This is a genomic window from Streptomyces sp. NPDC104581 (assembly GCF_055583685.1).
Genome location: NZ_JBVJNN010000003.1, coordinates 121,703 through 147,489, shown reverse-complemented (window position 1 = coordinate 147,489; position 25,787 = coordinate 121,703). Strand labels below are relative to the sequence as shown.

Genomic DNA, 25,787 nt, shown 5'->3' with positions numbered 1-25,787 from the left:
CGTGCGCGGGCGCCCGGACGCTACTGGGCCGTCTCGAACCGCCAGCGGTGCACCGGGCGGGCGACGAGTTCACCGGCCGGGGCCGGGAGCTCGGGCAGCTCCGCGTCGTACGGAGCGTCCCACCAGGTCATGACCAGGACCCGGCCGCCGGGGGCGGTGAGCGTCTCGCGGCGCTCCGGGGCGGGGTCGAGCGCTCGCGAGCGTGCCCACGCCAGCAGTTCGGCGGCCCGGCCGGGCGCGGCCTTGGCCTCCCACATCAGTGCGACGGTCATGAGTAGAGGTTGTCCTTGCTGACCTCGTGCACGTGGTCGTGGCCGTGGCCGTGCGCGTGACCCTGTCCCGGTACGTGCGTCTCGGTCACCGGCAGCGAGGAGTCCGCCGAGAGGTCCCAGTCCGACGCAGGCCGGTTCCGCGCCACCATCTCGGCGCCGAGCGCCGCGACCATCGCGCCGTTGTCGGTGCACAGACCGGGCCGGGGCACCCGCAGCCGGATGCCGGCCCGCTCGCACCGCTCGGCGGCCAGCGCGCGCAGCCGGGAGTTGGCGGCGACGCCGCCGCCGATCATCAGATGGTCCACGCCCTCGTCCTTGCAGGCGCGTACGGCCTTCCGGGTCAGCACGTCCACCACCGCCTCCTGGAAGGACGCGGCCACGTCCCGTACGGGCACGTCCTCGCCCGCCGCGCGCCTGGCCTCGATCCAGCGGGCGACGGACGTCTTGAGCCCGGAGAAGGAGAAGTCGTACGGAGCGTCGCGCGGGCCGGTCAGTCCGCGCGGGAAGGCGATCGACGCGGGGTCGCCCTCACGCGCGAGCCGGTCGATCACGGGGCCGCCGGGGAAGCCGAGCTGGAGCACCCGGGCGATCTTGTCGAACGCCTCGCCCGCCGCGTCGTCGATGGTCGCGCCCATGGGGCGCACGTCGGCGGTGATGTCGGGCGCGAGCAGCAGCGACGAGTGCCCGCCGCTGACGAGCAGCGCCATCGTCGGCTCGGGCAGCGGCCCGTGTTCGAGCTGGTCCACACAGATGTGCGAGGCGAGGTGGTTCACGCCGTAGAGCGGTTTGCCGAGCGCGTACGCGTACGCCTTCGCCGCCGAGACGCCGACCAGCAGCGCGCCGGCCAGTCCGGGTCCGGCCGTGACCGCGATCCCGTCGAGGTCACGGGCGCTCACGCCCGCCTCCTTCAGGGCGCGCTCGACGGTCGGCACCATCGCCTCCAGGTGCGCGCGGGAGGCGACCTCGGGGACGACGCCGCCGAAGCGGGCGTGTTCGTCGACGCTGGAGGCGATGGCGTCGGCGAGCAGGGTCGTGCCGCGGACGACGCCCACGCCTGTCTCGTCGCACGAGGTCTCGATGCCGAGGACGAGGGGTTCGTCAGCCATGGATCTCAGTTCTTCCTTGTCCGTGGGGGCCGTCCTGCAACGACAGGCGCATGACGAGCGCGTCGACATTGCCCGGCTGGTAGTAGCCCCGGCGGAAGCCGACGGGCTCGAAGCCGAAGCGCTCGTACAGCTTCTGCGCGCGGGGGTTGTCCACCCGTACTTCGAGCAGCACCTCCTCGCACTCGAAGGCGGTGGCGTGCTGGAGGAGATCGGTGAGCAGCCGCGAGCCGAGCCCGGTGCCCCACTGGTCCCGGGCGGCGGCGATGGTCTGGACGTCCCCGAGGCCGCCGGCGGCGGCGAGGCCGGCGTAGCCGACGATCCGGCCCTCGGAGGTCTCGGCGACGACGTAGCGGCGGGTGGCGGCCGGGCCGCGCGCGTGGGCCAGCTCGGACCAGAACATGCCGGGCGACCAGGCGTCCTCGGGGAACAGGTCGTACTCCAGGGCGAGCACGGTCTCGATGTCCCACCAGCGCATCTCGCGCAGCGCCGGGGCGCTCGGGCCGGTCGCGTCGCTCGTGTCGGTCACCGGGGAGTGACCACCTTGTAGTTCTTGGGCACCTGCGCGTCGGGGCGGCGCAGATAGAGCGGCAGCGGCGGCAGGAACCCGTCGGTGTCACCCGCCGTGAGCCTCTCGGCGGCGAGGGACGCGAGCGCGGCGGCCGACTGGTGCCCGGGGGCGCGGACGTCGGGGAACGCGTCCGGGTACAGCGCGCCGCCCGCTCCGACGACCGGCAGCCCGGCCAGCTCGGCGGCGATGTCGGCGGGCCGGTCGACGGCGGGCTCGGTCAGCCGCGTGCGGGAGTCCGCGTACCGCGCCCAGTAGACCTCCTTGCGGCGCGCGTCCGTCGCCACCGCGAAGGGCCGGTCGAGCCCGGCGGCGTGGGCGAGGCCGTCCAGCGTGCACAGTCCGTGGACCGGGACCCCGAGGGTCGAGCCGAAGGCGGCGGCCGTGACGAGGCCGACGCGCAGTCCGGTGTACGGGCCGGGGCCCACGCCGACGACCAGGTCCGTCACGGCGCCGAGCGCGAGACCCGCCCCGGCGAGCACCCGGTCGACGGCGGGCAGCAGCAGCTCCCCGTGCCGGCGGGCGTCGACCTGGCTCTCGGCGGCGAGGACGGAGACACCGTCGTGGAGGGCGACGGTGACGGCGGGGGTGGCGGTATCAACGGCGAGCAGGAGCACACAAACAGCCTACGGCTCCCGGCACCGGGCACGGCGCCCTGTCCCCTCTCCCGCCTGCTGCTACCGTCACCACCGAGACGTACGTACGAGAGGTGGATCAAGGTGTCCAGGAGCAGCTCGGGATTCGTGGCCGGGCTCACCGCGCTGGCCGTGGCCGCCGTCGGTTTCCTCGCGTACCAGGCGTCGGCGAACGTACCGGACGAGCTCTCGGCGCCGAAGAAGCCCAGCTCCTCGGCGTCCGGCTCCCCCGCGCCGGAGAAGACCAAGGACGCGCACGCGGTGCCCGCGAAGTCGGGCAGCGGTCCCCGCGTCGTCTACGCGCTGGACGCGAAGCGTGTGTGGCTGGCGGGCGGGCCGGGGCCCAAGACGCGGACCTTCGTGGTCATGCCGAGCACGGTGAGCCCGCCGCCGGGGACGTACAAGGTCACGTCGCGGTCGGAGAAGGTCACGGGGTCGGACGGCGTGGACATCGAGCACGTGGTGCGGTTCACGAGCGTCGACCAGGTCGCGATCGGGTTCAGCGCGGCGGTCGACGGGTCGATGGCGAGCCCGGACCCGGCGCTGCGGACGGGTGGCGTGCGGATGAGGACGGCGGACGCCGACGCGATGTGGGCGTTCGCGACCGTGGGTTCGAAGATCGTCGTGGTCCCGTAGTCCGGAGTCCCGCAGTCCGGTGGCCCGTCGGCCCGGTGGCGGACGTGCGTGGGCGCTACGCGGTACGGCGCGCTATGCGGCGTCCCCGGAGTCGCCGCCGTCGGGGACACCGGCCGGGCTCTCGGCGGGCGGGGTCGATACGGCGCTGGCCGCCGCGCACGATGCCAGCAGATCGCTCATCGACACGGACGAGGGATCGGCAGAGGGGACCGTCGGCTCCGACGGTCGCGCTTCGGTGCTCTCTGATGCCGGCATGGATGCCTCCTGAGGCTCCGGGGGCAAGCTTGGTTAGGCAGACCTAACCAAATCTCGTTTACCATGTGACCACGCGCCGCACGGCACACGCAAGAGTTTACCGACGTCTTGTCGGAAAGCACGGACGCCCGGTCGGCGCGGGACTCCCCGGCGCCTCCGGACGGCGGGGACGGACTCCCGCTCAGGCGAACAGCGCCGCCAGGTCGACGCCGGACCAGCGCCCGCCGACGCCCGTCAGGGTCACCTCGCGCCGGTCGTCCCCCTCGGCGGGCGGACCGGCCGCCGCGAGCGGATCCGCGGCCCCCACGGGGCGGTCGATCACCACGTGCAGCCGGTCGTCCGACAGCTCCTCGACCTTTCCCTCGCCCCACTCCACGACCACCACCGAGTCCGGCAGCGACACGTCGAGGTCCAGATCCTCCATCTCGTCCACGCCGCCGAGCCGGTACGCGTCCACGTGCACGAGCGGCGGACCCGAGGTCAGCGAGGGGTGGACGCGGGCGATGACGAAGGTCGGCGACGTGACCGCGCCACGTACGCCGAGCCCGGCGCCCAGACCGCGGGTCAGCGTCGTCTTCCCGGCGCCGAGTTCACCGGTGAGCATCACCAGGTCGCCGGGGCGCAGCAGAGCGGCGAGCCTGCGGCCGAGCTCGCTCATGCGTTCAGGTGAGTCGACGGTGGTACGGGCGGTGATCCGGGCCGTCGCGGCCGTGCGGTCGCCGGTCTCAGCTGCCGGGCTGTGCGGTGCTTCCATACGAACCCACGTTAGTGGCTGCCGGGACGGCGCCCACCCGTACCAGCAGGTCGGCGAGCCGGTCGGTGACCGCCTCCGGATGCTCCAGCATCACCAGGTGTCCGGCGTCGGGCACGATCACCAGCTCGGAGTCCGGCAGCAGGTCCGCGACGGCCTCGCTGTGCGAGCTGGGGGTGACGAGATCGCGGTCCCCGGCCAGCACCAGCACCGGGACGTCCCTGAAGACCGGCAGCGCGTCCGACTTGTCGTGCTCGGTGAACGCCGGGTAGAACTCCGCCACCACGTCGATCGGCGTCCCCTCGATCAGCCGCTCGGCGAACCGCGCGACGGCCGGGTCCACGTCCTTCGAGCTGAACGAGTAGCGCTTGATCAGCCCGGCGAAGAGGTCGGCGGTGGCCCGCCGCCCCCGCTCCACCAGCTCGGTCTGCGAGCCGAGCGCCTTCAGCACACCGGGCAGCACCCGGCGTACGGCGTTCACCCCGGCCACCGGCAGCCCGAAGCTGACCTCGCCGAGCCGTCCGCCGGAGGAGCCGACGAACGCGGCGCCGACGACCCGTTCCCGTACGAGTTCGGGACAGTGACTCGCCAGGGCCATCATCGTCATACCGCCCATGGAGTGGCCGACGAGGACGATCGGGCCCTCGGGTGCGGCCTCGTCGATCACCGCCCCCAGGTCGCGGCCGAGCTGGTCGATCGAGACGGGCACGCCGTCCGGGCCCTGCTGGGCCGCGCCCCGACCGGAGCGGCCGTGGCTGCGCTGGTCCCAGAAGACGGTCCGCACCAGACCGCGCAGCGCGGCGCGCTGGAAGTGCCAGGAGTCCTGGCTGAGGCAGTAGCCGTGGCTGAAGACGACGGTGACGGGCGCCGGGGCCTTGCGGCCGAAGAGGCGCCGGCGGCGCGGGGCGCCCGCGCCGGTCTCCGGGTCGACGTCGTCAACCTCGAAGTACAGCTCCGTGCCGTCGTCGGCGACCGCCGTGCCGGGGGTGCCGCGCAGCGCGCCGTACGGTCCCGCCGAGTCGAGTGCGAGCCGGGCCTTCTTCCGCATGCCCCGGCCCACGGTCAGCCGCTCGACGGCGACGCCCGCGGCGGCCCCGGCGGCGATCACGCCTATCGCCGTGCCGGCGATTCCGGCCAGCCGCCAGTTGCCTCCGCCGTTGGCGGCGCCGGCCGCCTTCGCGGCGGCCGACGCCAGGTCCCCCGCTGTGCCCTCGCTCAACGTCCCGCTCCTCGTCCGTCTCCGCCGGCACCCTCGTCCCGCCCGTCCGCGCCGTCGACGTGGACACGGGGGACGCGGGGGCCGATCCGGGTCACGATCTCGTACGCGATGGTGTCGGCCGCCTCGGCCCAGTCGGCGGCGGTCGGCTCGCCCCGGTCCCCGGGCCCGAACAGGACGGCGGGCGCGCCCTCCCGGACGGCGTCGGCGTCCGGGCCGCTGCCGAGGTCCACCACGAACTGGTCCATGGCGATCCGCCCCGCCACGTGCCGCACCGCCCCGCCGACGAGCACGGGGCCCCGGCCCGACGCGTGGCGCGGGATGCCGTCCGCGTACCCGAGGGGGATCAGGCCGAGGGTCGTGTCGGCGGGGGTGCGGTACCGGTGGCCGTAGCTGACGCCGTGCCCCTCGGGGACCCGCTTCACCAGTGCCACGGACGCGGTGAGCGTCATCACCGGCCGCAGCCCGAAGTCGGCGGAGTCGCCGAGTTCGGCGCTGGGTGAGATGCCGTAGAGCGCGATGCCGGTCCGTACGAGGTCGAAGTGCGACTCGGGGAGGGTGAGGGCGGCCGGGGAGTTCGCGATGTGCCGGACCTCGGGCTCGACACCCGCCTTCTCGGCGTACGCGACCATTTCGTGGAACACGTCGAGCTGCGCGGCGGTCGACGGGTGGCCCGGCTCGTCCGCGCAGGCGAAGTGCGACCACAGACCGGTGACGCGGGCGGTGCCCGCGACCTCGGCGGCGCGGGCGGCGGCGACGAGTTCGGGCCAGTCGGCGGGCTGGCACCCGTTGCGGCCGAGCCCGGTGTCGGCCTTGAGCTGGATCCGCGCGGGCCGCCCGGCCCGCCGCGCGGCCGCGGTCACCTCGCGCAGGGCCCACAGGGCGGACACGGACATGTCGAGACCGGCCTCGATGCCCTCGCGCCAGGGGTCGCCTGGGGTCCACAGCCAGCACAGGATCGGGGCCCGGATCCCGGCGTCACGCAGCGCGAGCGCCTCGTGCGGTGTCGCGGTGCCGAGCCAGCCCGCCCCGGCGTCGAGCGCGGCCCGCGCGCAGGGCAGCGCGCCGTGCCCGTAGGCGTCGGACTTCACGACGGCCATCAGGCCCGCGCCGGGCGCGAGGCGCGCCCGCAGGGCGCGGACGTTCCCGCGGAGCGCGCCGAGATCGATCTCGGCGCGCCCCCGGAGTGCTGAGGTATGAACGGTTCCGGTCATCCCCCACAGTCTCTCAGAGCCACCCGCCCCACCTGGGAGGGTCCACCGCCGGACGAGCCGCGCAGAGCCCGCCCGGCGAGGCCGGCGGGGCTCAGCGCTCCGCCGACACGTCCCGCCACGCCACCCGCAGCGCCGTCCCCACGTCCTCCGCGCTCACCGGCGCCCCCCGCGCCGCGCTCCGCGCCGCCAGACCGTGCAGATACGCGCCCACCGACCCGGCGTCCCGCGCCCCGAGCCCCGCCGCGAGCAGGGAGCCCGTCAGTCCGGAGAGGACGTCACCGCTGCCGGCCGTGGCCAGCCAGGGGGTGCCCGTGGGGTTCACCCGGACGGGGAGTGCGGGGTCCGGGCCGGCCACCAGGGTCGTCGAGCCCTTGAGCAGCACTGTCGCGCCGTAACGGGCGGCCAGTTCCCGGACCGCCGTCAGCCGCGCCGACTCGACCTCCGCACGCGGCACCTCCAGCAGCGCCGCCGCCTCCCCGGCGTGCGGGGTGAGCAGCGTGGGGGCGGTACGCGCCCGTACGGCCGCGGCGTCCAGCCCGCGCAGCCCGTCCGCGTCGACCAGGACCGGCACGTCGGACGCCAGCGCGTCCCGTACGCCCGGCTCCTCGCCCAGACCGGGGCCGACCACCCACGCCTGGACGCGGCCCGCGTCCGCCGGCGGACCGGCGTGGACCAGCGTCTCGGGGAAGCGGGCGATGACCGCGTCCCCGGCGGGCCCGACGTACCGCACCGCGCCCGCGCCGCCGTGCAGCGCGCCCGCCACCGCGAGCACCGCCGCCCCCGGATAGCGCGCCGAACCGGCGACGATCCCGACGACCCCGCGCCGGTACTTGTCGCTCTCACCGGTCGGCACCGGCAACAGCCGTGCCACGTCCGCGTGCTGGAGGGCCTCCAGCTCCGGCACCGGCGGCAGCACGGGACCGAGCCCGATGTCGACGAGCCCCACGGCCCCCGCGTACTCGCGCGCCGGGTCGATCAGATGGGCCGGTTTGTACGTGCCGAAGGTCAGCGTCACGTCCGCGCGCAGCGCCTCCCCCACCACCTCGCCGCTGTCCGCCTCGACCCCGCTCGGCAGGTCGACGGCCACGACCACCGCGTCCGCGTCGCGCGCCGCCCGTGCCAGCGGGACGGCGTCGGGCCGCAGCCCGCCGCGCCCGCCGATGCCGGTGATGCCGTCCACGACCAGATCGGCGGCGGCCACCACGGCGACCAGGGCGGCGGAGTCGGCGGGGCCGGCACCGTCGGCGGTGGTGTTGTCCATGAGCCGCCCGCCGGCGGCCGACAGCGCCGCGAGCCCGCCGGCGTGCGCGCGCCCCGCCGCGAGCAGCACCGCCGTCACCCCGGCCCCGCGCCGCGCCAGCCGGGCCCCGGCGTACAGCGCGTCGCCGCCGTTGTCGCCGCTCCCGACGAGCAGCACGACCCGCGCCCCGTACACCCGCCCTCTCCGCCGCAGCAGATCCGCGCACGCGGCGGCCAGTCCGGCGGCCGCGCGCTGCATCAGTACGCCGTCGGGGAGCCGGTCCATCAGCTCCCGCTCGGCGGTCCGTACGCTCTCCACGCTGTACGCAGTACGCATGCCACGAGTCTGCCGCACCGGACGCGGCGTCACCCCTCCGCGATCACCACCGCCGACGCGATCCCCGCGTCATGGCTGAGCGACACGTGCCAGGCCCGTACGCCCAGTTCCGCCGCCCGCGCCGCCACCGTCCCCTTCACCCGCAGCCGGGGCTGCCCGCTCTCCTCGACGTACACCTCGGCGTCCGTCCAGTGCAGACCGCCCGGCGCGCCGAGCGCCTTGGCCAGTGCCTCCTTGGCCGCGAAGCGGGCGGCCAGGGAGGCGACGCCCCGCCGTTCACCGCTCGGCAGGAGCAACTCCCGCTCCGAGAACAGCCGGTCGGCCATGGCCGGTGTGCGCTCCAGCGACGCCGCGAAACGTTCGATCTCCGCGACATCGATCCCCACCCCGATGATCACTGCACTGCCCCACCTCTCACTCGCCGTGGCTCACTCCACCGTCACGGACTTCGCCAGGTTCCTCGGCTGGTCCACCTCGTTGCCCCGCGCCGTCGCCAGTTCGCAGGCGAACACCTGCAACGGCACGGTGGAGACCAGCGGCTGAAGGAGCGTCGGTGTCACCGGGACACGGATGAGATGGTCCGCGTACGGCACCACCGCCTCGTCCCCCTCCTCCGCGATCACGATCGTCCGCGCTCCCCGCGCCCTGATCTCCTGGATGTTCGACACGATCTTGTCGTGCAGCACCGAACGCCCGCGCGGTGAGGGTACGACGACCACCACCGGCAGGTCCTCCTCGATCAGCGCGATCGGCCCGTGCTTCAGCTCGCCGGCCGCGAAGCCCTCGGCGTGCATGTACGCCAGCTCCTTCAGCTTCAGCGCGCCCTCCAGCGCCACCGGGTGGCCGACGTGCCGCCCCAGGAAGAGCACCGTCCGCTTGTCGGCCAGGGAACGGGCCAGCTCCCGTACGGGCTCCATCGTCTCCAGGACCTGCTCGACCTCCCGCGAGATCCGCGACAGATCACGGATCACGGCGCGGATCTCGTCGCCGTACTTGGTGCCGCGCAACTGCCCCAGATACAGGGCGACCAGATAGCAGGCCACGAGCTGGGTCAGGAACGCCTTCGTGGACGCGACCGCGACCTCGGGGCCCGCGTGGGTGTAGAGGACCGCGTCCGACTCACGCGGGATGGTCGAGCCGTTGGTGTTGCAGATGGCCAGGACGGTGGCGCCCTGGTCGCGGGCGTGCCGCAGCGCCATCAGCGTGTCCATCGTCTCGCCGGACTGCGAGATCGCGATGACGAGGGTGCGGGTGTTCAGGATCGGGTCCCGGTAGCGGAACTCGCTCGCCAACTCCACCTCGCACGGGACGCGCGTCCAGTGCTCGATGGCGTACTTCGCGATCAGCCCGGCGTGGAAGGCGGTCCCGCACGCCACGACGACGACCTTGTCGGCGGCCCGCAGCACACGGGAGGGGATCCGCACCTCGTCCAGGGTCAGCGAGCCCTCGGCGTTGATCCGGCCGAGGAGGGTGTCGGCGACGGCCTTGGGCTGCTCGGCGATCTCCTTGAGCATGAAGTAGTCGTAGCCGCCCTTCTCGGCGGCCGAGGCGTCCCAGTCGACGTGGTAGGCGCGCACGTCGGCCGGCGCGCCGTCGAAGTCGGTCACCGTCACGGCGTCGCGGCGCAGCTCCACGACCTGGTCCTGGCCCAGTTCGATCGCGGAGCGGGTGTGCGCGATGAAGGCGGCGACGTCGGAGGCGAGGAACGACTCGCCGTCGCCGACACCGACCACCAGGGGCGAGTTGCGGCGCGCTCCGACGACGACGTCCGGCTCGTCGGCGTGCACGGCGACCAGCGTGAACGCGCCCTCCAGCCGGCCGCACACCTGCCGCATCGACTCGGCGAGCCCGCCGCGGGAGGAGAACGCCTCGGCGAGCAGATGCGCCACGACCTCCGTGTCCGTCTCGGAGGTGAGGTCGTGGCCCCGGTCGGTCAGCTCGGCGCGCAGCGCGGCGAAGTTCTCGATGATCCCGTTGTGCACGACGGCGACGCGGCCCGCGTTGTCGGCGTGCGGGTGGGCGTTGGCGTCGGTCGGGCCGCCGTGCGTGGCCCATCTGGTGTGCCCGATGGCGGTGTTGCCGCTCGGCAGCGGCCTCTCCACCAGCGCCTTCTCCAGATTGACCAGCTTGCCCGCCTTCTTGGCCGAGGCCAGTCGGCCGTCGGTGAGGACCGCGACACCGGCCGAGTCGTAGCCGCGGTATTCGAGCCGCTTGAGACCGGCGACGACCACATCGAGCGCCGGCTGCCCGCCGACATAACCCACGATTCCACACATGGCGGGCAGCCTACGGCGACGGGGCCCGCGGCCCCGGCAGCGCTCGCGCGCGACACCCGGACACCTCGGCCCGCCCGGTCCCACCTGGGGCGACCGCCCGGCGCTGCTACTCCATGCGATACGGCTTTGTCACCGAAAGCCTCTGGTGGCGGCCACCTCCGACCGTTTTCAATGGATGACCGTGACGATGACCGCGACGCTGCGCACCTTGATCACCCTGCCGCGGATGCTCCGCCACGGGGCGGCCGTCGGCGCCCATCTGCCCCCCGACGCGGCCGTCGTCCTCGACCCGCCCGCGCCGGAGCTGCGCGCCGCGCTGACCGCGGCGTACGCCGGTGACCACGGGCCCGCCCGGGACCTGCTCGCGCGGACCCGTCTGGGCGCCGAGTGGGAGCGGCGCGGCGGATACGTGCCCCGGCTGGCCGAGAGCGCGCTGCACAGCCCCGGCTGGCTGGACGCCTGGCTCGCCGAGTCGCCGCGGGACCCGGACGCCGTACTGGTGAAGGCCGAGCACGCCGTCCGGCAGGCGTGGGAGATACGGACGAGCGCGCGGGCGAACAGTGTCTCGCGCGACCAGTTCCAGGCGTTCTTCGCGCTGCTCGACGACGCGGTCCCGGTGATCGGCGCGGCGGCGGAGCTGAACCCCACCGATCCGGTGCCCTGGCAGGTCGCGCTCACCCACGCGCGGGGCAGCCAGGCGCCGCGCGAGGTCTTCGACGCGTACTGGGCGGAGGCGACCGCCCGCGCGCCGCACCACTACGGCTGCCATCTGTCGGCGCTCCAGTACCTGTGCGACAAGTGGTACGGCTCGCACACCGAGATGTTCGACTTCGCCGAGCGCGCGGCGGAGCACGCCCTGCCGGGGTCGAGGCTGCACGCGCTGCCGCTGCTGGCGGCCGTCGAGTACGACGTGGTGGCCGACGGCACGCCGGCGCCGGACGACCGGATCGAACGGTCGCGGGTCCACGCCGCGCTGAAACGGGCGCTGGAGCTGTCCGACGCGTACCCGCAGGGCGATCCGGAGGTGGCGGGGGTCCGGAACCATCTGGCGCTGATGCTGCTGCTGGCGGGCCGGCACGGGGAGGCGCTGGAGCAGTTTCGGGCGCTGGGGGCGCACGCGACGGAGCACCCGTGGGCGTATCTCGGGGACGCGCGGGAGGAGTTCCTGGAGTTCCGGGCGGGGGTGCGGATGCAGGTGGCGGCGCGGATGCCGTTCTTCTCGCGGCCCAGACCCCAGGGGCCGCCGGAAGCGCCCGGCCGGCCCGGGTCCGCCCCGGGCGCCCCGCGCTGTCTCGCGCTGGTCGCGGCCCCGCCGCACACCGTCGCCGACGCCGCGCTGATGTGCGGTGTCCCGCTGCGGATAGCCCCGGCGCCGGGGCGGTCCTCGTACGTCGAACTCGCCGCCGACACCGGGCCCGGCGTGCGCGCGACGCTCCTGGGCGAGGACCGGCTCACGGCCGCCGCCGACAACTTCACGACCGGCGAACCCTGGCCCGCGCTGGTGCTGCGGCGGACCGGCGACCGGTACGGCTTCACCCTGCTCCACCAGGGCAGGAAGGTCGCCGCACACGACTGGGACCCGGCGGCGCCGGTCCCGGCCCACGCCGCCGCCGCGGCCACGGCCGGCGCCCTAGCGGCGGTGTACGGCGTCACCGACGCCCGCCCGGTCACCAGCCTCCTCCGCGGCTCCGACGATCCGGCCCGCCGCCTCTCCGCCCTGCTCGCCGCACTCGGACTGCCGCCGCTCCCGGCGGGTTTCGGCACCCGCGACGAGGTCCTCACCACCCTCGCCGACGCCCGGGTCCTGGCCGGGCGCGGCCTGATCGGCGGCATACTCGACACCCTGTCGGGCGACCCGAGGGGCCAGCCGACCCGGCCGCGCCGCCCCCGCTGGTGGGCCCTGCGCGTGGCGGCGCTGCTGCTGTTCCTCCCGGTGACGGCGTACGCGTGGTGGTCCCCGGACATCGGCTGGCTCCGCGCGTCCCTGTCGACGGTCGCGACGTGCTACATCGCGGGCCAGCTCATGGGCGCGTGGCGGCGCCGGGGCCGGCTCACCAGGGGCTGAGGCGCCCGCCGTCCGGGCCGGGCGGGCATCCGTGCGCGCGTTCAGCGCCCCGTACGGGCGGCGAGACCGTCGAGCAGGCACTCCAGGCCGAACGCGAACTCGACGTCGGGGTCGGGTTCCTCGGCCTCGTTGACCCGGCGGGCGAGCATGGGGTGCTCGCCCGCCGCGAGGACCTTGCTGATGTAGGGGCCGACGCTGCGCTGCCACTGCTCCTCGGTCAGTCCCGTGCGGCGCTCGGCCTGCCGTACGGCCTGCTGGGCGGCCACCGAGCCCAGCACGTACGCGTGCACGGCGCCGAGGGCCCGCGAGGCCAGGGTGATGTCGGGCGTGAGCGCGACGGCGGCCCGCAGCGCGGATTCGGACCGCCGCAGCGAGTTGGGGCCGAGCGAGGGCCGGCCGGCCAGTTCGCCCGCCAGCCACGGGTGCCGCAGCAGGGTCGCGCGCAGCGCGTGCGCGACCGCGGCCAGGTCGGCGCGCCACTCCCGCGCGGGCTCGGGGAGCGGATCCTCGCCCTGCGCCGCGTCGACCATCAGGTCCACCAGTTCGTCACGGTTGGTGATGTAGCGGTAGAGGGTGGCCGTTCCGGAGCCGAGATCACCCGCGACCCGGCGCATCGACACCGCCGCCAGGCCCTCCGCGTCGGCGACCGCCAGCGCGGCGGCCACGTACTGGTCCACCCCCGGCGCGCGTCGGCGCGGTTCGGGGCGCGGCCTGGTCCACACCGACGAGGGGGCGGGTTCGGTCATCGGGTGGTTCCTTTCCTCGTTGACCGCCATCCTATCTTCTGGCTACGGTGTAGCCATGACGGTAACAACGTATCCAGACGTGCCGGTGCTCGTGGTCGGAGGCGGCAGTGTCGGGCTTCTCACGGCGGCGCTGCTCGCCCACCACGGCGTCCCCGCGGTGCTCGTCGAACGCCGGTCCGGGCCGTCGGTCCATCCACGGGCCACCGGCATCGGGCCGCGCACCGTCGAGTTCCTCCGCGAGCTGGGGCTCGACTCCGCCGTCGACGCCGCCGCGGTCGACCTCCGGGGCGCCGCGGGCAAGGCGGTGGCGCGCACCGTCGTCGACATGGGCGCGGGCGACGTCGAGACCGTGCCCATGCCGGCTCCGCCCGCCGGAGAACCGGACACAACGCCCTTCAGGCTGCGCGGTGTCTGCGCGCAGGACCGCCTCGACGCCGTGGTGGCGGCCGACCTGGCGCGCCGGGGAGCGGATCTGCGCTGGTCGACCCGGCTGGTGGGCATCGCGCAGGACGCCGAGGGGGTCGACGCCGAGCTGGAGGGGCCCGACGGCCGCTACTCGCTGCGCTGCGCGCACGTGGTCGCCGCCGACGGCACGCACAGCGCCGTGCGGACCGCGCTCGGCGTGGGCACCTCCGGGGCGGGCGACCTGGGCAAGTCGATGATCAACATCCTGTTCCGCGCCGACCTCCGGCCCCACCTGCGGGGGATGTCCTTCGCCACCTGCACGATCACCACACCCGATGCGCCCGGCCTGCTGGCGACCGTGGACGGCGCGACGGACTGGGTCTTCCACGTGACCCTCGACGCCGACGGGGGCGAGCGCCCGGAGGACTTCACCCACGAGCGCTGCGCCGGGCTCGTGCGCGCGGCGGTCGGGGACCCGCGCCTCGATGTCGAGGTGCGCAGCGTGCTCCCGTGGCGGCCCCGCAGCTCACTGGCCGACCGCTTCGCCGTCGGCCGGGTGTTCCTCGTCGGCGACGCCGCGCACACCGTGTCACCCCTGGGCGCCTTCGGCCTCAACACCGGCGCCGCCGACGCCCACAACCTGGCGTGGAAACTGGCCGCCGTCCACCGCGGCGAGGCGGGCGCCGGCCTGCTCGACAGCTACGCGCGGGAACGCGAACCGGTCGCCGCGGCGACACTGGACCAGGCCATGCGCAGGCTCGCCGACCCGAAGCTGCACTGGGGGCGAGGTCCGGAGGCCGACGCCGCCAGGGCCGCGGCGGGGGTGTGGGCGGCGCCGGTCGTGCACCTGGGCCAGCGGTACGACTCGGCCGCCGTCATCGGCGCACGACCGCGGCTCCCGTCCACGGTGGACCTGGCGGTGGCACTGGACGGATCGCCGGGTTCACGGGTGCCCCACGCGTGGGTCGACGGGGTCTCCACACTCGATCTGGTCGCCTCCCGCTGGACCCTGCTGGTGGGCGCGGCGGGCGACCGGTGGCTCGCCGCCGCGTCGGACACCGGCCTGCCGGCGCACCGGGTCTCCGCTCCGTGGCTGGCCGACGACGGGGCTCTCCTCGTCCGGCCGGACGCGATCGTCGCGACGCGGGTCACGGCGCCGGGCCCGGACCCGGCGCGGTTCCTCGCCGGTGTCCTGGACCGGCTGCTGGACAGGAAGGCCGCCGCCGTCCCCGGGAGCCCGGTTCCGGCGGGCACCTCGACCGCCCCGGGCGCACCGTGATCCACCCCACCCCCCACAACCACCCCCCAGCCCCGACAATGGCGACGTGATCACACCGTTTTCGCCGTCACCGAGCGGCGGCCGGCGTCGGGCCGAGCCCGGGCCGACTCCGTTCGTCGATCTCAGCCGCGCCGAGTGGAGCGCGCTGCGGGACAGGACGCCACTGCCGCTCAGCGCCGAGGAGGTCGAGCGGCTGCGCGGGCTCGGGGACGTCATCGACCTGGACGAGGTGCGGGACGTCTACCTTCCGCTGTCCCGGCTGCTCAATCTGTACGTACAGGCCACCGGCCGGCTGCGCGGCGCGCTCAACACCTTCCTCGGGGAGGCCGGGAACGGGCACGGCGCCCAGAGCGGCACGCCCTTCGTCATAGGGGTCGCCGGGAGTGTGGCCGTCGGGAAGTCGACCGTCGCGCGGCTCCTCCAGGCGCTGCTCGCCCGCTGGCCGGAGCACCCGCGGGTGGAGCGGGTGACCACGGACGGGTTCCTGCTGCCGATGAAGGAGCTCCAGGCGCGGGGCCTGATGTCGCGCAAGGGGTTCCCGGAGTCGTACGACCGCCGGGCGCTGACCCGCTTCGTCGCCGACATCAAGGCCGGCAAGGACGAGGTGACCGCGCCCGTCTACTCGCATCTGAAGTACGACATCGTGCCGGGCGAGCGGCTCGTCGTACGGCGCCCCGACATCCTCATCGTCGAGGGGCTGAACGTCCTCCAGCCCGCGCTCCCCGGCAAGGACGGCCGCACCCGCGTCGGGCTGGCCGACTTCTTCGACTTCAGCGTGTACGTGGACGCCCGCGCCGAGGACATCGAGAGCTGGTACCTGGCCCGCTTCCGGGAGCTGCGTGAGACCGCGTTCCAGAATCCGTCCTCGTACTTCCGGAAGTACACCCAGGTCTCGGAGGACGAGGCCCTCGCCTACGCGCGCACCACCTGGCGGACCGTCAACCGCCTCAACCTGCTGGAGAACGTGGCGCCGACCCGCGGCCGCGCCACCCTGGCCCTGCGCAAGGGACCGGACCACAAGGTCCAGCGGCTGTCCCTCCGCAAACTCTGAGCGGACCCCCGGCGGTCACCGGGGGACGCGGGGCGGCGCCCGGCGCCCCGGCACGCCGCGCCACCGGCTGCCCTAACCCAGCGTCGACTTCACCACGTCCGCGAGCCGTCCCGCCACGGCGCGCGCCTGCTCGATGTCGGCCGCCTCCACCATGACCCGGACCAGCGGCTCGGTGCCCGAGGAGCGCAGCAGCACCCGGCCCGTCGTACCGAGCTGCTGCTCGGCCTCCGTGACCGCCGTCGCCAGCTCCGCCGACGTGGTGACGCGGGACTTGTCCACGTCCCGCACGTTCACCAGCACCTGCGGCAGCCGCCGCATCACGCCGGCGAGGTCCGCCAGCGAACGGCCCGTGCTCGCCACACGGGCCGCCAGCATCAGACCGGTCAGCGTGCCGTCGCCGGTCGTGGCGTGGTCGAGGACGATGACGTGCCCGGACTGCTCGCCGCCCAGCGCGTACCCGTGCTCCTTCATCGACTCCAGCACATAGCGGTCACCGACCGCCGTCTGGACGAGGGTGATGCCCTCCCGCTCCATCGCCATCTTGAAGCCGAGGTTGGACATCACCGTGCCCACCACCGCGTCGCCGCGCAGCGTGCCCGCCTCGCGCATCGCGAGGGCCAGCACGGCCAGGATCTGGTCGCCGTCGACCTCCTCGCCCGCCGCGTCCACGGCGAGGCAGCGGTCGGCGTCGCCGTCGTGCGCGATGCCCAGGTCGGCGCCGTGCTCGACGACCGCGGCCTTCAGCAGATCGAGGTGTGTGGATCCGCAGCCGTCGTTGATGTTCAGACCGTCCGGCTCGGCGCCGATCGTGACGATCTCCGCGCCGGCCCGGGTGAACGCCTCCGGCGAGACCCGGGCGGCGGCACCGTGCGCCTCGTCCAGGACGACCTTGAGCCCGTCGAGACGGTTCGGCAGTACACCGATGAGATGCGCGACGTACTGGTCGAAGCCCTGGTCGTAGTGCCGGACCCGGCCCACACCCGCACCGGTCGGCCGCTCCCACGGGGCCCCGGTGCGGTGTTCGTCGTACACGCTCTCGATCCTGTCCTCCAGTTCGTCGGCCAGCTTGTGGCCGCCGCGCGCGAAGAACTTGATGCCGTTGTCCGGCATGGCGTTGTGACTCGCGGAGAGCATCACGCCGAGGTCGGCACCCAGCGCCCCGGTGAGATACGCCACCGCCGGGGTGGGCAGCACACCGACGCGCAGGACGTCCACGCCCGCGCTCGCGAGACCCGCCACCACGGCGGCCTCCAGGAACTCGCCCGACGCCCGCGGATCGCGCCCGACCACCGCAGTCGCCCGATGGCCCTCGAACGTGCCCGCCTCGGCGAGCACATGCGCCGCGGCGACCGACAGACCGAGCGCCAGCTCCGCCGTCAGATCCGCGTTGGCGATGCCGCGCACGCCGTCCGTGCCGAAGAGTCGTCCCACAGCTGTCCCTCCGAAAAGTGCTCAGAAATTGCCCCGAAGAGCCCGGAAAACGAACGCCCCGGCAGCACAGAGTGCCGCCGGGGCGAACATATGCCATACATACGCCGGACGGCCGCAAGGGCCATGGCGTGGTAGGCCGAGCCAGCGTTTAGCGCTTGCTGTACTGCGGCGCCTTGCGGGCCTTCTTCAGACCGGCCTTCTTGCGCTCGACCGCGCGGTCGTCGCGGCTCAGGAAGCCGGCCTTCTTCAGCGGGCCGCGGTTGTTGTCCACGTCCGCCTCGTTCAGCGAGCGGGCCACACCGAGGCGCAGCGCGCCGGCCTGGCCGGAGACGCCGCCACCCGAGATACGGGCGATGACGTCGTAGCGGTTGTCGAGTTCGAGCACCTTGAAGGGCTCGTTGACAGCCTGCTGGTGAACCTTGTTCGGGAAGTAGTCCTCGAGCGAGCGACCGTTGATCTTCCACTTGCCGGTGCCCGGAACGATCCGGACACGGGCGATGGCGTTCTTGCGGCGGCCCAGGCCGGCGGCCGGCTGGGGGTCGCCGAACCGGGAGGCCAGCGACTCGGAGGTGTACTCGCCCTCGACGGGGGTCTCCGACTCGAAGGTCGTCACCTCGGCGAAGGTCTCCTCGCCCTCGGCGGCGTCCACGGGGGTCTCTGCAGTGGTCTCGGCCACGATGTTCCTCAGATTTCTTGTCGTCTTAGGCGGTGGCCGGAATTACTGCGCGACCTGGGTGATCTCGAACGGGACCGGCTGCTGAGCGGCGTGCGGGTGCTGGTCCCCCGCGTAGACCTTCAGCTTCGAGAGCATCTGACGGCCCAGGGTGTTCTTGGGGATCATGCCCTTGATGGCCTTCTCCACGGCCTTCTCGGGGTTCTTCGCGAGCAGCTCGTCGTAACGGACGGAACGCAGACCACCCGGGTAGCCGGAGTGGCGGTACGCCATCTTCTGGGTCTTCTTGTTGCCGGACAGGTGGACCTTGTCGGCGTTGATGATGACGACGAAGTCACCCATGTCCATGTGAGGCGCGTAGATCGGCTTGTGCTTGCCCCGGAGGAGGTTCGCTGCCGTAGTCGCCAGACGGCCCAGGACGATGTCCTGCGCGTCGATGATGTGCCACTGGCGCGTGACATCGCCGGGCTTGGGGCTGTACGTACGCACGGTCGTAGCCTTCGCTTCTTCAGTGAGTGGGTCCTGACAAGGCCACCCGGACGATCACGACAGCCCTGGCGGACATACGGGGACGCAACCCGTGTCTGCCGCTGGATCATCGGCCCGGTGGACCGGCGTAAGGGCCTCTCACGTGAGAATGAACAAGCCAATACGCATAACGAACCAGAAGGATACCCAGGGTGCGCCGTACGGGTCAAAACGAGGCCCCCGCCCACGGATACGGCCCCTACCGCGCCCGCACCACCCGGCGCTCGTCCCAGACCGGTTCCGGCGACTCCCGCACCACCCCGTCCGAGCCGAAGACGAGATACCGGTCGAAGGTCCTCGCGAACCACCGGTCGTGGGTCACGGCCAGCACCGTCCCCTCGTACGCCTCCAGACCGTCCTGGAGCGCCTCGGCCGACTCCAGGTCCAGGTTGTCCGTCGGCTCGTCCAGCAGCAGCGCCGTCGTCCCGCGCAGCTCCAGCAGCAGGATCTGGAAGCGCGCCTGCTGCCCGCCCGACAGCTTGTCGAACGGCTGGTCGCCCTGCCGCTCCAGCTCGTAGCGGCGCAGCACGCTCATCGCGCCGCCCCGGTCCTTCGCGTGCTCGGTCCACAGGATGTCGACCAGGCTCCGCCCCAGCAGCTCCGGATGCGCGTGCGTCTGCGCGAAGTGGCCGGCCACGACCCGCGCGCCCAGCTTCCACCGCCCGGTGTGCGCGACCGTCGGATCGCCCGCCAGCAGCCGCAGGAAGTGCGACTTGCCCGAGCCGTTCGATCCGAGCACGCCGATCCGCTCGCCGTAGTAGATCTCCAGCGAGAACGGCTTCATCAGCCCGGTCAGCTCCAGGTTCTCGCAGGTCACCGCCCGCACCCCGGTCCGGCCGCCCTTGAGCCGCATCCGGATCTCCTGCTCGCGCGGCGGCTCCGGCGGCGGCCCGGCGTCCTCGAACTTCTTGAAGCGCGTCTGCATCGCCCGGTAGCGCGACGCCATGTCCGGGCTGATCGCGGCCTGCTGCCGCAGCCGCAGCACCAGCGCCTTCAGCCGCGCGTGCTCCTCGTCCCAGCGCCGCTTCAGCTCCTCGAACCGCGCGAACCGCTCCTTGCGGGCCTCGTGGTACGTACCGAAACCGCCGCCGTGCACCCAGACGTCCGACCCGGCCGGGCTCGGCTCCACGCTCACGATCCGCTGCGCGGTGCGCGCCAGCAGCTCCCGGTCGTGGGAGACGAACAGCACCGTCTTACGGGTCTCCGCCAGCCGCTCCTCCAGCCACCGCTTGCCGGGCACGTCGAGATAGTTGTCGGGCTCGTCCAGCAGCAGGACCTCGTCGGGCCCGCGCAGCAGCGCCTCCAGCACGAGCCGTTTCTGCTCACCGCCGCTGAGCGTCCTCAGCGCGCGCCACTGCGCCTTCTCGTACGGGACGCCCAGCGCCGCGACCGTGCAGATGTCCCACAGGGTCTCGGCCTCGTACCCGCGCGCCTCCGCCCAGTCGCTCAGCGCCTGCGCGTAACTCATCTGCGCGGCCTCGTCGTCGCGCTCCATGATCGCGGTCTCGGCCCGGTCCACGGCCAGCGCCGCTTCCCTGATCCGCGGCTGCGCGACGGAGACCAGCAGGTCGCGGACGGTGCGCTCGTCCCGTACGGAGCCGACGAACTGCTCCATCACGCCGAGGCCGCCGGACACGGTGACCGTCCCGCCGTGCGGCTGGAGGTCCCCCGCCATCAGCCGCAGCAGTGTCGTCTTGCCCGCGCCGTTGGCTCCCACGAGCGCCACGACGGCGCCCTCACCCACCCGGAACGAGGCGTCGCCGAGCAGCACCCGCCCGTCCGGTAGGTAGTACTCCAGGTGCGCGGCCTCCAGATGTCCCATGCCTGGCATTGTGAGGGCCGCGGCCCCGCTGTCCCAACCCAATTCCGTTCTCGGCCCGGGACCGGACCCCCTTCGCGCCGTCTAAACTCCCGCCATGAGCTTTGGTCAAGGGGGGCCTTACGGGCCGCCGCCACAGGGGCCGTACGGATCGCGGGACCCGCAGGGGCAGACACCGGACTGGGCCGCGCTCGCCGACGCCTCGGCACAGCGGGCCCGCCGCAGGCGCTGGATGCTGATCGGGGGCGGCGTGCTCGCGACCGCCGCGGTCGCGGCGATCGTCGCCACGGCCGTCGTCTCGGCGAACGGCGACGGAGGCCGCGCGAGCGGCAAGAACAGCGAGCTGCCCGCGGCGCCCGACCTGCCCAGCGAGAGCGCCGAGCCGGAGCCGTCGTTCTCCGACGCCGAGCCGCTGCCGCCGCCGGACCCGAAGGACTTCATCTCCGCCGAGGACAAGGACAGGCTGCCGCTCAGCGCCGACACCCTCTTCCCCGGCGCGAAGCTGACGATGGGCGACCGCGACTACACCAAGGGCGCGACGAACCGCACCACGAACTGCGCGGGCGCCACCCAGGGCGACCTCGGCTCGATCCTCGCCGCCAACACCTGCGACCAGGTCATCCGCGCCACGTACACCCGCGGCGGCACGGCGGTGACCGTCGGCGTCGCCGTCTTCTCCACCGAGGCACAGGCGCTGAAGGCGAAGGAGGAGGCGCGCGGCGGTCTGGCCTCGCTCTCCGGGGCGGGAGTCCCGACGTTCTGCCGGGACGGCGTGATCTGCCGCAAGACCACCAACTCGTACGGCAGGTACGTGTACTTCACCGTCGGCGGCTTCACCGGCGGCAAGGACGTCGTGAAGACCGACAAGGACGTCTACACCACCGGTGACGACGTCGCGGAGTTCACCTTCCTCCAGATCCGCCGCCGCGGCGAGGCACAGGCGTCAGCCGCAGCCACCGCACCCGTCGACGAGTGACCCGGCGGCTCCCCCGGAGCCTCCGGCGGCCGGCAGCGTCCGCTTGTTCCGGGCCAGCCGGCTGCGCGCGGCGAGCTGGTCGTCGGCCGGGTAGCCGACCTCCTCCAGGGTGAGGCCGTGCGGCCGTACGACATGGACGGCCGAGTCCCGCACCCCGGCGGCCAGCACCTTCGCCGGCCACTCCACCGGCCGGTGCCCGTCGCCCACGAACAGCAGCGCGCCGACCAGCGAGCGCACCATGTTGTGGCAGAAGGCGTCGGCCCGGACGGTCGCGGTGATCACACCGTGCGCGTCCCGCTCCCACTCCAGCCGCTGGAGGGTGCGGATCGTCGTGGCGCCCTCGCGCCTCTTGCAGTACGCGGCGAAGTCGTGCTCCCCGACCAGCCCCGCCGACGCCGCGTTCATGGCGTCCACGTCCAGCGTCCAGTCGTGCCACAGGACATGGCCGCGCAGCAGCGGGTCGACACCGCCGGGATCGTCGGTGACGCGGTAGGCGTAGCGCCGCCAGATCGCCGAGAAACGCGCGTTGAACCCCGCCGGCGCCTCCGCGACCCTCCACACCCGTACGTCGTGCGCCAGGCGCCCCGCGAGGCGCCGCAGCAGCTTCTCCCGGTGCTCGGCCCACAGCTCCGCGGGCAGATCGACGTGCGCCACCTGTCCGCGCGCGTGCACCCCGGCGTCCGTGCGCCCGGCGACGGTGAGGTCGTAGGTCTCCGCGGAGCGCGTCACGATCCTCAGCGCGTCCTCGATCTCGCCCTGGACGGTCCGCCGGGTGGCCTGCCGCGCCCACCCGGAGAAGTCCTTCCCGTCGTAACTCAGGTCGAGCCGTACCCGTACGAACCCGGGCGCCGCGCCCTCGGTCTCCTCGCTCACCATGCATCCCATTCATACGGAACGGGCCCGCACAGCCCCCGGTGAGGGGGTGATGCGGGCCCGTTCTGCGACCTCGAAAAAACGGTCAGGCGTCCTTGGAGTCCTCGGACCCCGAAGAACCGGCCTCGGTCGCCTTGGCGTCCTCGACGGGGGCGTCCTCCTCGGAGGCCGCCTCCTTCTTGAGGGCGTCCTCCTTGACGGCGCGCTTCGTCGCCGCCTCGGCCTCACCGGTGGCCTTCTGCGCCACGGTCAGCGCCTCGACCAGCTCGATGACCGCCATCGGGGCGTTGTCGCCACGACGGGGGCCGATCTTGGTGATACGGGTGTAGCCACCGGGGCGGTTCTCGTACCGCGGAGCGATCTCGGTGAAGAGCGTGTGCACGACGCTCTTGTCCGTGATCGTCTGGAGAACGAGGCGACGGTTGTGGATGTCGCCCTTCTTCGCCTTGGTGACCAGACGCTCGGCGACCGGACGCAGGCGGCGGGCCTTGGCCTCGGTCGTCGTGATCTTGCCGTGCTCGAACAGCGACTTCGCGAGGTTCGCGAGGAGCAGCCGCTCGTGCGCTGCGCTGCCGCCCAGACGGGCGCCCTTGGCGGGCTTCGGCATGGTGTTACTCCTTCATATCTGCACCGGCCGTATCAGGTACCGGTGTCAGTTCCCCGCAGACGGTTGTCTGCGGAAAGGCATATCAAGCCGGTCCGGCGTCTGAGGACAGAACCCCGGGCCCGGGGTCCTAGTACTGCTCGGTCTCCACGAAACCGGCGTCCGCGTCGTCGTCCGCGCCGAACGCGTCGGCCGCGGCGGTCGGGTCGAATCCGGGCGGGCTGTCCTTGAGCGCCAGGCCCATGCCGGCCAGCTTCGCCTTGACCTCGTCGATCGACTTGGCACCGAAGTTGCGGATGTCGAGCAGGTCCGCCTCGGACCGCGCCACGAGCTCACCCACGGAGTGGATGCCCTCGCGCTTGAGGCAGTTGTACGACCGGACGGTGAGCTCCAGCTCCTCGATCGGCAGGGCGAGATCGGCGGCGAGCGCCGCGTCCGTCGGCGACGGGCCCATGTCGATGCCCTCGGCGTCGATGTTGAGCTCGCGCGCCAGACCGAACAGCTCGACCAGCGTCTTGCCCGCGGACGCCATGGCGTCACGGGGGCGCATGGCCTGCTTGGTCTCGACGTCGACGATCAGCTTGTCGAAGTCGGTGCGCTGCTCGACACGGGTCGCCTCGACCTTGTACGTGACCTTGAGCACCGGCGAGTAGATGGAGTCGACCGGGATACGGCCGATCTCCTGGCCCACCTGCTTGTTCTGGACGGCGGAGACGTAGCCGCGACCGCGCTCGACGGTCAGCTCCATCTCCAGCTTGCCCTTGCCGTTGAGCGTGGCGAGGACGAGATCCGGGTTGTGGCACTCGACACCGGCCGGGGGCGCGATGTCGGCGGCGGTGACCAGGCCGGGACCCTGCTTGCGCAGGTACATCACGACGGGCTCGTCGTGCTCCGAGGAGACGACGAGCTGCTTGATGTTGAGGATGAGGTCGGTGACGTCCTCCTTGACGCCCGGCACGGTGGTGAACTCGTGCAGGACCCCGTCGATCCGGATGCTGGTGACAGCGGCACCGGGGATCGAGGAGAGGAGCGTGCGACGCAGGGAGTTACCGAGCGTGTAGCCGAAACCCGGCTCCAGGGGCTCGATGACGAATCGCGAACGGTACTCGTCGACGACCTCTTCGGTCAGCGACGGACGCTGAGCGATAAGCATGGAAAATGCCTCCAGTCTTGGCACCCACTATTTGATGCCAACAGGACAAGGGTACGGGCGGTACGGAGCAGAGGCCCCGTACCGCCCGCGATCCGTACCCCAGGGGGGTACGAAGGGTCAGACGCGGCGGCGCTTCGGGGGGCGGCAGCCGTTGTGCGGGGTGGGGGTGACGTCCTGGATCGAGCCCACCTCCAGGCCGGTGGCCTGGAGCGAGCGGATCGCGGTCTCACGGCCGGAGCCGGGACCCTTGACGAAGACGTCGACCTTGCGCATGCCGTGCTCCTGCGCGCGGCGGGCGGCCGACTCGGCGGCCATCTGCGCGGCGAAGGGGGTGGACTTGCGCGAGCCCTTGAAGCCGACGTGGCCGGCGGAGGCCCAGGAGATCACGTTGCCCGAGGGGTCCGTGATCGAGACGATGGTGTTGTTGAACGTGCTCTTGATGTGGGCGTGCCCGTGAGCGACGTTCTTCTTTTCCTTGCGGCGCACCTTCTTGGCAGCGCCCTGACGACCCTTGGGGGGCATCTATTACTCCTACGGGAGGTGGTCGGTCCTACAGCGAAGACCGCTGATGAGCGTCCGCTGAGGACTACTTCTTGCCCGGCTTCTTCTTGCCGGCGATGGCGCGACGCGGACCCTTGCGGGTACGGGCGTTCGTGCTCGTGCGCTGGCCGTGGACCGGCAGGCCGCGACGGTGACGCAGACCCTGGTAGCAGCCGATCTCGACCTTGCGGCGGATGTCGGCCTGGATCTCGCGACGGAGGTCGCCCTCGGTCTTGAGGTTGGTGTCCACGTACTCGCGGATCTTGACGAGGTCTTCCTCGGCGAGGTCGCGGACACGGACGTTGGGGTCCACGCCGGTGGCGGCGAGGGTCTCCTTGGACCGGGTGCGCCCGATGCCGAAGACATAGGTGAGGGCGACCTCGACGCGCTTTTCGCGCGGGAGGTCAACGCCTGCGAGGCGTGCCATTCATGGCTCCTGAGTGATTTCGGAGGTCTTCCGCAGTGACTGTCCCGGACGTCGGTGCTCTCCGGGTCCCCGGCCTCCGCCGGGGGTGTCGGCGCCATCAGCCGATGCGGATGACGTCGGACACTGCGTATATACGTGTTTCGCTCGCGTCGCGCGAAGTACTGCGAGATGCAGGTGGTGCTGCGTCAGCCCTGGCGCTGCTTGTGGCGCAGGTTGTCGCAGATGACCATGACCCGGCCGTGACGGCGGATCACCTTGCACTTGTCGCAGATCTTCTTGACGCTCGGCTTGACCTTCATGGTGTGAGGTTCTCCGGGTCAGTGCCGGCACCCCTGAGACGGGGTGAGGCAAGATCTACTTGTATCGGTAGACGATCCGGCCACGCGTCAGGTCGTAGGGAGACAGCTCCACCACCACCCGGTCATCGGGCAGGATCCGGATGTAGTGCATCCGCATCTTGCCGCTGATGTGCGCGAGGACCTTGTGACCGTTCTGGAGCTCCACCTTGAACATGGCGTTCGGGAGGGACTCGATCACGGTGCCCTCAATTTCGATGGCACCTTGCTTCTTGGCCACGCTTCGCCCTTCGAATCGGCTACCTTGGTCGATTCTGGACCGCCGTATGTGGACACACGGGTACACCAGAGCCGACGAGTCAGTCTACGGCAGGGCTCCCGAAAAGACGAATCCGTTGAGCTTGCCCACCACGGGAGAT

The 25,787-nt window shown here is 72.7% G+C and carries 28 protein-coding genes; 5 read left to right on the top strand and 23 right to left on the bottom strand.

The features are described 5' to 3' along the window. Positions 1–20 precede the first annotated feature (20 nt). Genes ACZ61E_RS03965 through tsaB form a run of 4 tightly spaced genes read right to left on the bottom strand, consistent with a single transcriptional unit; the run spans position 21 to position 2,560 of the window. Positions 21–272 (bottom strand): hypothetical protein, encoded by a 252-nt coding sequence (locus tag ACZ61E_RS03965; RefSeq protein ID WP_469697316.1) that lies wholly within the window; start codon positions 270–272, stop codon positions 21–23. Further along, complete coding sequence (gene tsaD / locus ACZ61E_RS03960; RefSeq protein ID WP_469697314.1) at positions 269–1,378, bottom strand: tRNA (adenosine(37)-N6)-threonylcarbamoyltransferase complex transferase subunit TsaD; 1,110 nt, start codon at positions 1,376–1,378, stop codon at positions 269–271. Before tsaD ends, ACZ61E_RS03965 begins: the two co-directional genes overlap by 4 nt. Next, on the bottom strand, positions 1,371–1,853 hold the full coding sequence (gene rimI / locus ACZ61E_RS03955) for a ribosomal protein S18-alanine N-acetyltransferase (RefSeq protein ID WP_469697571.1): 483 nt from the start codon (positions 1,851–1,853) through the stop codon (positions 1,371–1,373). The genes tsaD and rimI overlap by 8 nt, the downstream gene beginning before the upstream one ends. A 47-nt stretch (positions 1,854–1,900) precedes the next feature. Continuing rightward, the gene (gene tsaB, locus ACZ61E_RS03950) at positions 1,901–2,560 is read right to left on the bottom strand and encodes a tRNA (adenosine(37)-N6)-threonylcarbamoyltransferase complex dimerization subunit type 1 TsaB (protein ID WP_469697312.1); all 660 of its coding nucleotides are present in this window, start codon (positions 2,558–2,560) and stop codon (positions 1,901–1,903) included. Between the two features lie 102 nt (positions 2,561–2,662). Between tsaB and ACZ61E_RS03945 the strand changes: the two genes are divergently transcribed. Next, positions 2,663–3,214 (top strand): hypothetical protein, encoded by a 552-nt coding sequence (locus ACZ61E_RS03945; protein WP_469697310.1) that lies wholly within the window; start codon positions 2,663–2,665, stop codon positions 3,212–3,214. Between the two features lie 72 nt (positions 3,215–3,286). On the opposite strand, the gene ACZ61E_RS03940 is transcribed toward ACZ61E_RS03945, so the two are convergent. From ACZ61E_RS03940 to glmS, 7 genes are all read right to left on the bottom strand, one after another. Further along, the gene (locus tag ACZ61E_RS03940; protein WP_469697309.1) at positions 3,287–3,469 is read right to left on the bottom strand and encodes a hypothetical protein; all 183 of its coding nucleotides are present in this window, start codon (positions 3,467–3,469) and stop codon (positions 3,287–3,289) included. Positions 3,470–3,650: 181 nt separating this feature from the next. Continuing rightward, on the bottom strand, positions 3,651–4,223 hold the full coding sequence (gene tsaE, locus ACZ61E_RS03935; protein ID WP_469697308.1) for a tRNA (adenosine(37)-N6)-threonylcarbamoyltransferase complex ATPase subunit type 1 TsaE: 573 nt from the start codon (positions 4,221–4,223) through the stop codon (positions 3,651–3,653). After that, entirely contained in the window at positions 4,195–5,439 is a 1,245-nt protein-coding gene (locus tag ACZ61E_RS03930; protein ID WP_469697306.1) for an alpha/beta fold hydrolase, read from the bottom strand. The genes tsaE and ACZ61E_RS03930 overlap by 29 nt, the downstream gene beginning before the upstream one ends. Next, on the bottom strand, positions 5,436–6,650 hold the full coding sequence (gene alr, locus ACZ61E_RS03925) for an alanine racemase (RefSeq protein WP_469697304.1): 1,215 nt from the start codon (positions 6,648–6,650) through the stop codon (positions 5,436–5,438). Before alr ends, ACZ61E_RS03930 begins: the two co-directional genes overlap by 4 nt. Before the next feature lie 91 nt (positions 6,651–6,741). After that, positions 6,742–8,226 carry an NAD(P)H-hydrate dehydratase gene (locus ACZ61E_RS03920; protein ID WP_469697302.1) on the bottom strand — a complete coding sequence of 495 codons (1,485 nt, stop codon included), beginning with the start codon at positions 8,224–8,226 and terminating at the stop codon, positions 6,742–6,744. 29 nt (positions 8,227–8,255) lie between these two features. After that, positions 8,256–8,624, bottom strand: a complete 369-nt coding sequence (locus ACZ61E_RS03915) for a holo-ACP synthase (protein WP_469697301.1) — start codon at positions 8,622–8,624, stop codon at positions 8,256–8,258. A 30-nt stretch (positions 8,625–8,654) separates the two neighbouring features. Beyond that, on the bottom strand, positions 8,655–10,502 hold the full coding sequence (gene glmS / locus ACZ61E_RS03910; RefSeq protein WP_469697299.1) for a glutamine--fructose-6-phosphate transaminase (isomerizing): 1,848 nt from the start codon (positions 10,500–10,502) through the stop codon (positions 8,655–8,657). Positions 10,503–10,689: 187 nt separating this feature from the next. Between glmS and ACZ61E_RS03905 the strand changes: the two genes are divergently transcribed. Beyond that, a complete protein-coding gene (locus tag ACZ61E_RS03905; protein ID WP_469697570.1) occupies positions 10,690–12,567 on the top strand; it encodes a hypothetical protein in 1,878 nt (625 codons plus the stop codon). A 41-nt stretch (positions 12,568–12,608) separates the two neighbouring features. On the opposite strand, the gene ACZ61E_RS03900 is transcribed toward ACZ61E_RS03905, so the two are convergent. Then, positions 12,609–13,313 carry a TetR/AcrR family transcriptional regulator C-terminal domain-containing protein gene (locus ACZ61E_RS03900; protein ID WP_469697298.1) on the bottom strand — a complete coding sequence of 235 codons (705 nt, stop codon included), beginning with the start codon at positions 13,311–13,313 and terminating at the stop codon, positions 12,609–12,611. Between the two features lie 55 nt (positions 13,314–13,368). Here ACZ61E_RS03900 and ACZ61E_RS03895 point away from each other — a divergent pair, with 55 nt between their 5' ends. Next, positions 13,369–14,997, top strand: coding sequence for an FAD-dependent monooxygenase (locus ACZ61E_RS03895; protein WP_469697297.1), 1,629 nt, complete (start codon positions 13,369–13,371; stop codon positions 14,995–14,997). 49 nt (positions 14,998–15,046) lie between these two features. Then, complete coding sequence (coaA, locus tag ACZ61E_RS03890; protein WP_469697569.1) at positions 15,047–16,048, top strand: type I pantothenate kinase; 1,002 nt, start codon at positions 15,047–15,049, stop codon at positions 16,046–16,048. A gap of 72 nt (positions 16,049–16,120) precedes the next feature. Here the strand turns inward: coaA and glmM are convergent, their stop codons facing one another. The 4 genes from glmM to ACZ61E_RS03870 all read right to left on the bottom strand — a co-directional run bounded on the left by glmM (position 16,121) and on the right by ACZ61E_RS03870 (position 20,502). After that, the gene (gene glmM, locus ACZ61E_RS03885) at positions 16,121–17,479 is read right to left on the bottom strand and encodes a phosphoglucosamine mutase (protein ID WP_469697295.1); all 1,359 of its coding nucleotides are present in this window, start codon (positions 17,477–17,479) and stop codon (positions 16,121–16,123) included. Between the two features lie 148 nt (positions 17,480–17,627). Next, complete coding sequence (gene rpsI, locus ACZ61E_RS03880; protein ID WP_147874331.1) at positions 17,628–18,155, bottom strand: 30S ribosomal protein S9; 528 nt, start codon at positions 18,153–18,155, stop codon at positions 17,628–17,630. Between the two features lie 42 nt (positions 18,156–18,197). Beyond that, complete coding sequence (rplM, locus tag ACZ61E_RS03875; protein WP_023539319.1) at positions 18,198–18,641, bottom strand: 50S ribosomal protein L13; 444 nt, start codon at positions 18,639–18,641, stop codon at positions 18,198–18,200. Positions 18,642–18,879: 238 nt separating this feature from the next. Beyond that, positions 18,880–20,502 carry an ABC-F family ATP-binding cassette domain-containing protein gene (locus tag ACZ61E_RS03870; protein WP_469697294.1) on the bottom strand — a complete coding sequence of 541 codons (1,623 nt, stop codon included), beginning with the start codon at positions 20,500–20,502 and terminating at the stop codon, positions 18,880–18,882. Between the two features lie 94 nt (positions 20,503–20,596). Here ACZ61E_RS03870 and ACZ61E_RS03865 point away from each other — a divergent pair, with 94 nt between their 5' ends. Next, positions 20,597–21,475: a hypothetical protein gene (locus ACZ61E_RS03865; protein ID WP_469697293.1), complete on the top strand. Its 879-nt coding sequence runs from the start codon at positions 20,597–20,599 to the stop codon at positions 21,473–21,475. Here the strand turns inward: ACZ61E_RS03865 and truA are convergent. The 7 genes from truA to infA form a co-directional block, all read right to left on the bottom strand. Continuing rightward, positions 21,443–22,351 carry a tRNA pseudouridine(38-40) synthase TruA gene (truA, locus tag ACZ61E_RS03860; RefSeq protein ID WP_469697291.1) on the bottom strand — a complete coding sequence of 303 codons (909 nt, stop codon included), beginning with the start codon at positions 22,349–22,351 and terminating at the stop codon, positions 21,443–21,445. The genes ACZ61E_RS03865 and truA overlap by 33 nt on opposite strands. An 82-nt stretch (positions 22,352–22,433) precedes the next feature. Beyond that, positions 22,434–22,955, bottom strand: coding sequence for a 50S ribosomal protein L17 (gene rplQ / locus ACZ61E_RS03855; RefSeq protein WP_469697290.1), 522 nt, complete (start codon positions 22,953–22,955; stop codon positions 22,434–22,436). A 127-nt stretch (positions 22,956–23,082) separates the two neighbouring features. Next, positions 23,083–24,105, bottom strand: coding sequence for a DNA-directed RNA polymerase subunit alpha (locus ACZ61E_RS03850; RefSeq protein WP_147874337.1), 1,023 nt, complete (start codon positions 24,103–24,105; stop codon positions 23,083–23,085). A 117-nt stretch (positions 24,106–24,222) separates the two neighbouring features. Further along, positions 24,223–24,627 carry a 30S ribosomal protein S11 gene (gene rpsK / locus ACZ61E_RS03845; protein WP_003956432.1) on the bottom strand — a complete coding sequence of 135 codons (405 nt, stop codon included), beginning with the start codon at positions 24,625–24,627 and terminating at the stop codon, positions 24,223–24,225. A 64-nt stretch (positions 24,628–24,691) separates the two neighbouring features. After that, positions 24,692–25,072, bottom strand: coding sequence for a 30S ribosomal protein S13 (gene rpsM / locus ACZ61E_RS03840; protein WP_469697288.1), 381 nt, complete (start codon positions 25,070–25,072; stop codon positions 24,692–24,694). A gap of 185 nt (positions 25,073–25,257) precedes the next feature. Next, entirely contained in the window at positions 25,258–25,371 is a 114-nt protein-coding gene (gene rpmJ / locus ACZ61E_RS03835; RefSeq protein WP_003956441.1) for a 50S ribosomal protein L36, read from the bottom strand. 55 nt (positions 25,372–25,426) lie between these two features. Continuing rightward, positions 25,427–25,648 carry a translation initiation factor IF-1 gene (infA, locus tag ACZ61E_RS03830; protein ID WP_003956442.1) on the bottom strand — a complete coding sequence of 74 codons (222 nt, stop codon included), beginning with the start codon at positions 25,646–25,648 and terminating at the stop codon, positions 25,427–25,429. Positions 25,649–25,787: the final 139 nt, after the last annotated feature.

Excerpts from the sequence above, each read along its gene's own strand:
- ACZ61E_RS03965 (WP_469697316.1), bottom strand. The coding sequence starts at position 272 with ATGACCGTCGCACTGATGTGGGAGGCCAAGGCCGCGCCCGGCCGGGCC.
- tsaD (WP_469697314.1), bottom strand. The coding sequence starts at position 1,378 with ATGGCTGACGAACCCCTCGTCCTCGGCATCGAGACCTCGTGCGACGAG.
- rimI (WP_469697571.1), bottom strand. The coding sequence starts at position 1,853 with ATGCGCTGGTGGGACATCGAGACCGTGCTCGCCCTGGAGTACGACCTG.
- ACZ61E_RS03940 (WP_469697309.1), bottom strand. The coding sequence starts at position 3,469 with ATGCCGGCATCAGAGAGCACCGAAGCGCGACCGTCGGAGCCGACGGTC.
- tsaE (WP_469697308.1), bottom strand. The coding sequence starts at position 4,223 with ATGGAAGCACCGCACAGCCCGGCAGCTGAGACCGGCGACCGCACGGCC.
- alr (WP_469697304.1), bottom strand. The coding sequence starts at position 6,650 with ATGACCGGAACCGTTCATACCTCAGCACTCCGGGGGCGCGCCGAGATC.
- ACZ61E_RS03920 (WP_469697302.1), bottom strand. The coding sequence starts at position 8,226 with ATGCGTACTGCGTACAGCGTGGAGAGCGTACGGACCGCCGAGCGGGAG.
- glmS (WP_469697299.1), bottom strand. The coding sequence starts at position 10,502 with ATGTGTGGAATCGTGGGTTATGTCGGCGGGCAGCCGGCGCTCGATGTG.
- ACZ61E_RS03905 (WP_469697570.1), top strand. The coding sequence starts at position 10,690 with ATGACCGCGACGCTGCGCACCTTGATCACCCTGCCGCGGATGCTCCGC.
- ACZ61E_RS03900 (WP_469697298.1), bottom strand. The coding sequence starts at position 13,313 with ATGACCGAACCCGCCCCCTCGTCGGTGTGGACCAGGCCGCGCCCCGAA.
- ACZ61E_RS03895 (WP_469697297.1), top strand. The coding sequence starts at position 13,369 with ATGACGGTAACAACGTATCCAGACGTGCCGGTGCTCGTGGTCGGAGGC.
- ACZ61E_RS03870 (WP_469697294.1), bottom strand. The coding sequence starts at position 20,502 with ATGGGACATCTGGAGGCCGCGCACCTGGAGTACTACCTACCGGACGGG.
- ACZ61E_RS03865 (WP_469697293.1), top strand. The coding sequence starts at position 20,597 with ATGAGCTTTGGTCAAGGGGGGCCTTACGGGCCGCCGCCACAGGGGCCG.
- truA (WP_469697291.1), bottom strand. The coding sequence starts at position 22,351 with ATGGTGAGCGAGGAGACCGAGGGCGCGGCGCCCGGGTTCGTACGGGTA.
- rplQ (WP_469697290.1), bottom strand. The coding sequence starts at position 22,955 with ATGCCGAAGCCCGCCAAGGGCGCCCGTCTGGGCGGCAGCGCAGCGCAC.
- ACZ61E_RS03850 (WP_147874337.1), bottom strand. The coding sequence starts at position 24,105 with ATGCTTATCGCTCAGCGTCCGTCGCTGACCGAAGAGGTCGTCGACGAG.
- rpsK (WP_003956432.1), bottom strand. The coding sequence starts at position 24,627 with ATGCCCCCCAAGGGTCGTCAGGGCGCTGCCAAGAAGGTGCGCCGCAAG.
- rpsM (WP_469697288.1), bottom strand. The coding sequence starts at position 25,072 with ATGGCACGCCTCGCAGGCGTTGACCTCCCGCGCGAAAAGCGCGTCGAG.
- rpmJ (WP_003956441.1), bottom strand. The coding sequence starts at position 25,371 with ATGAAGGTCAAGCCGAGCGTCAAGAAGATCTGCGACAAGTGCAAGGTG.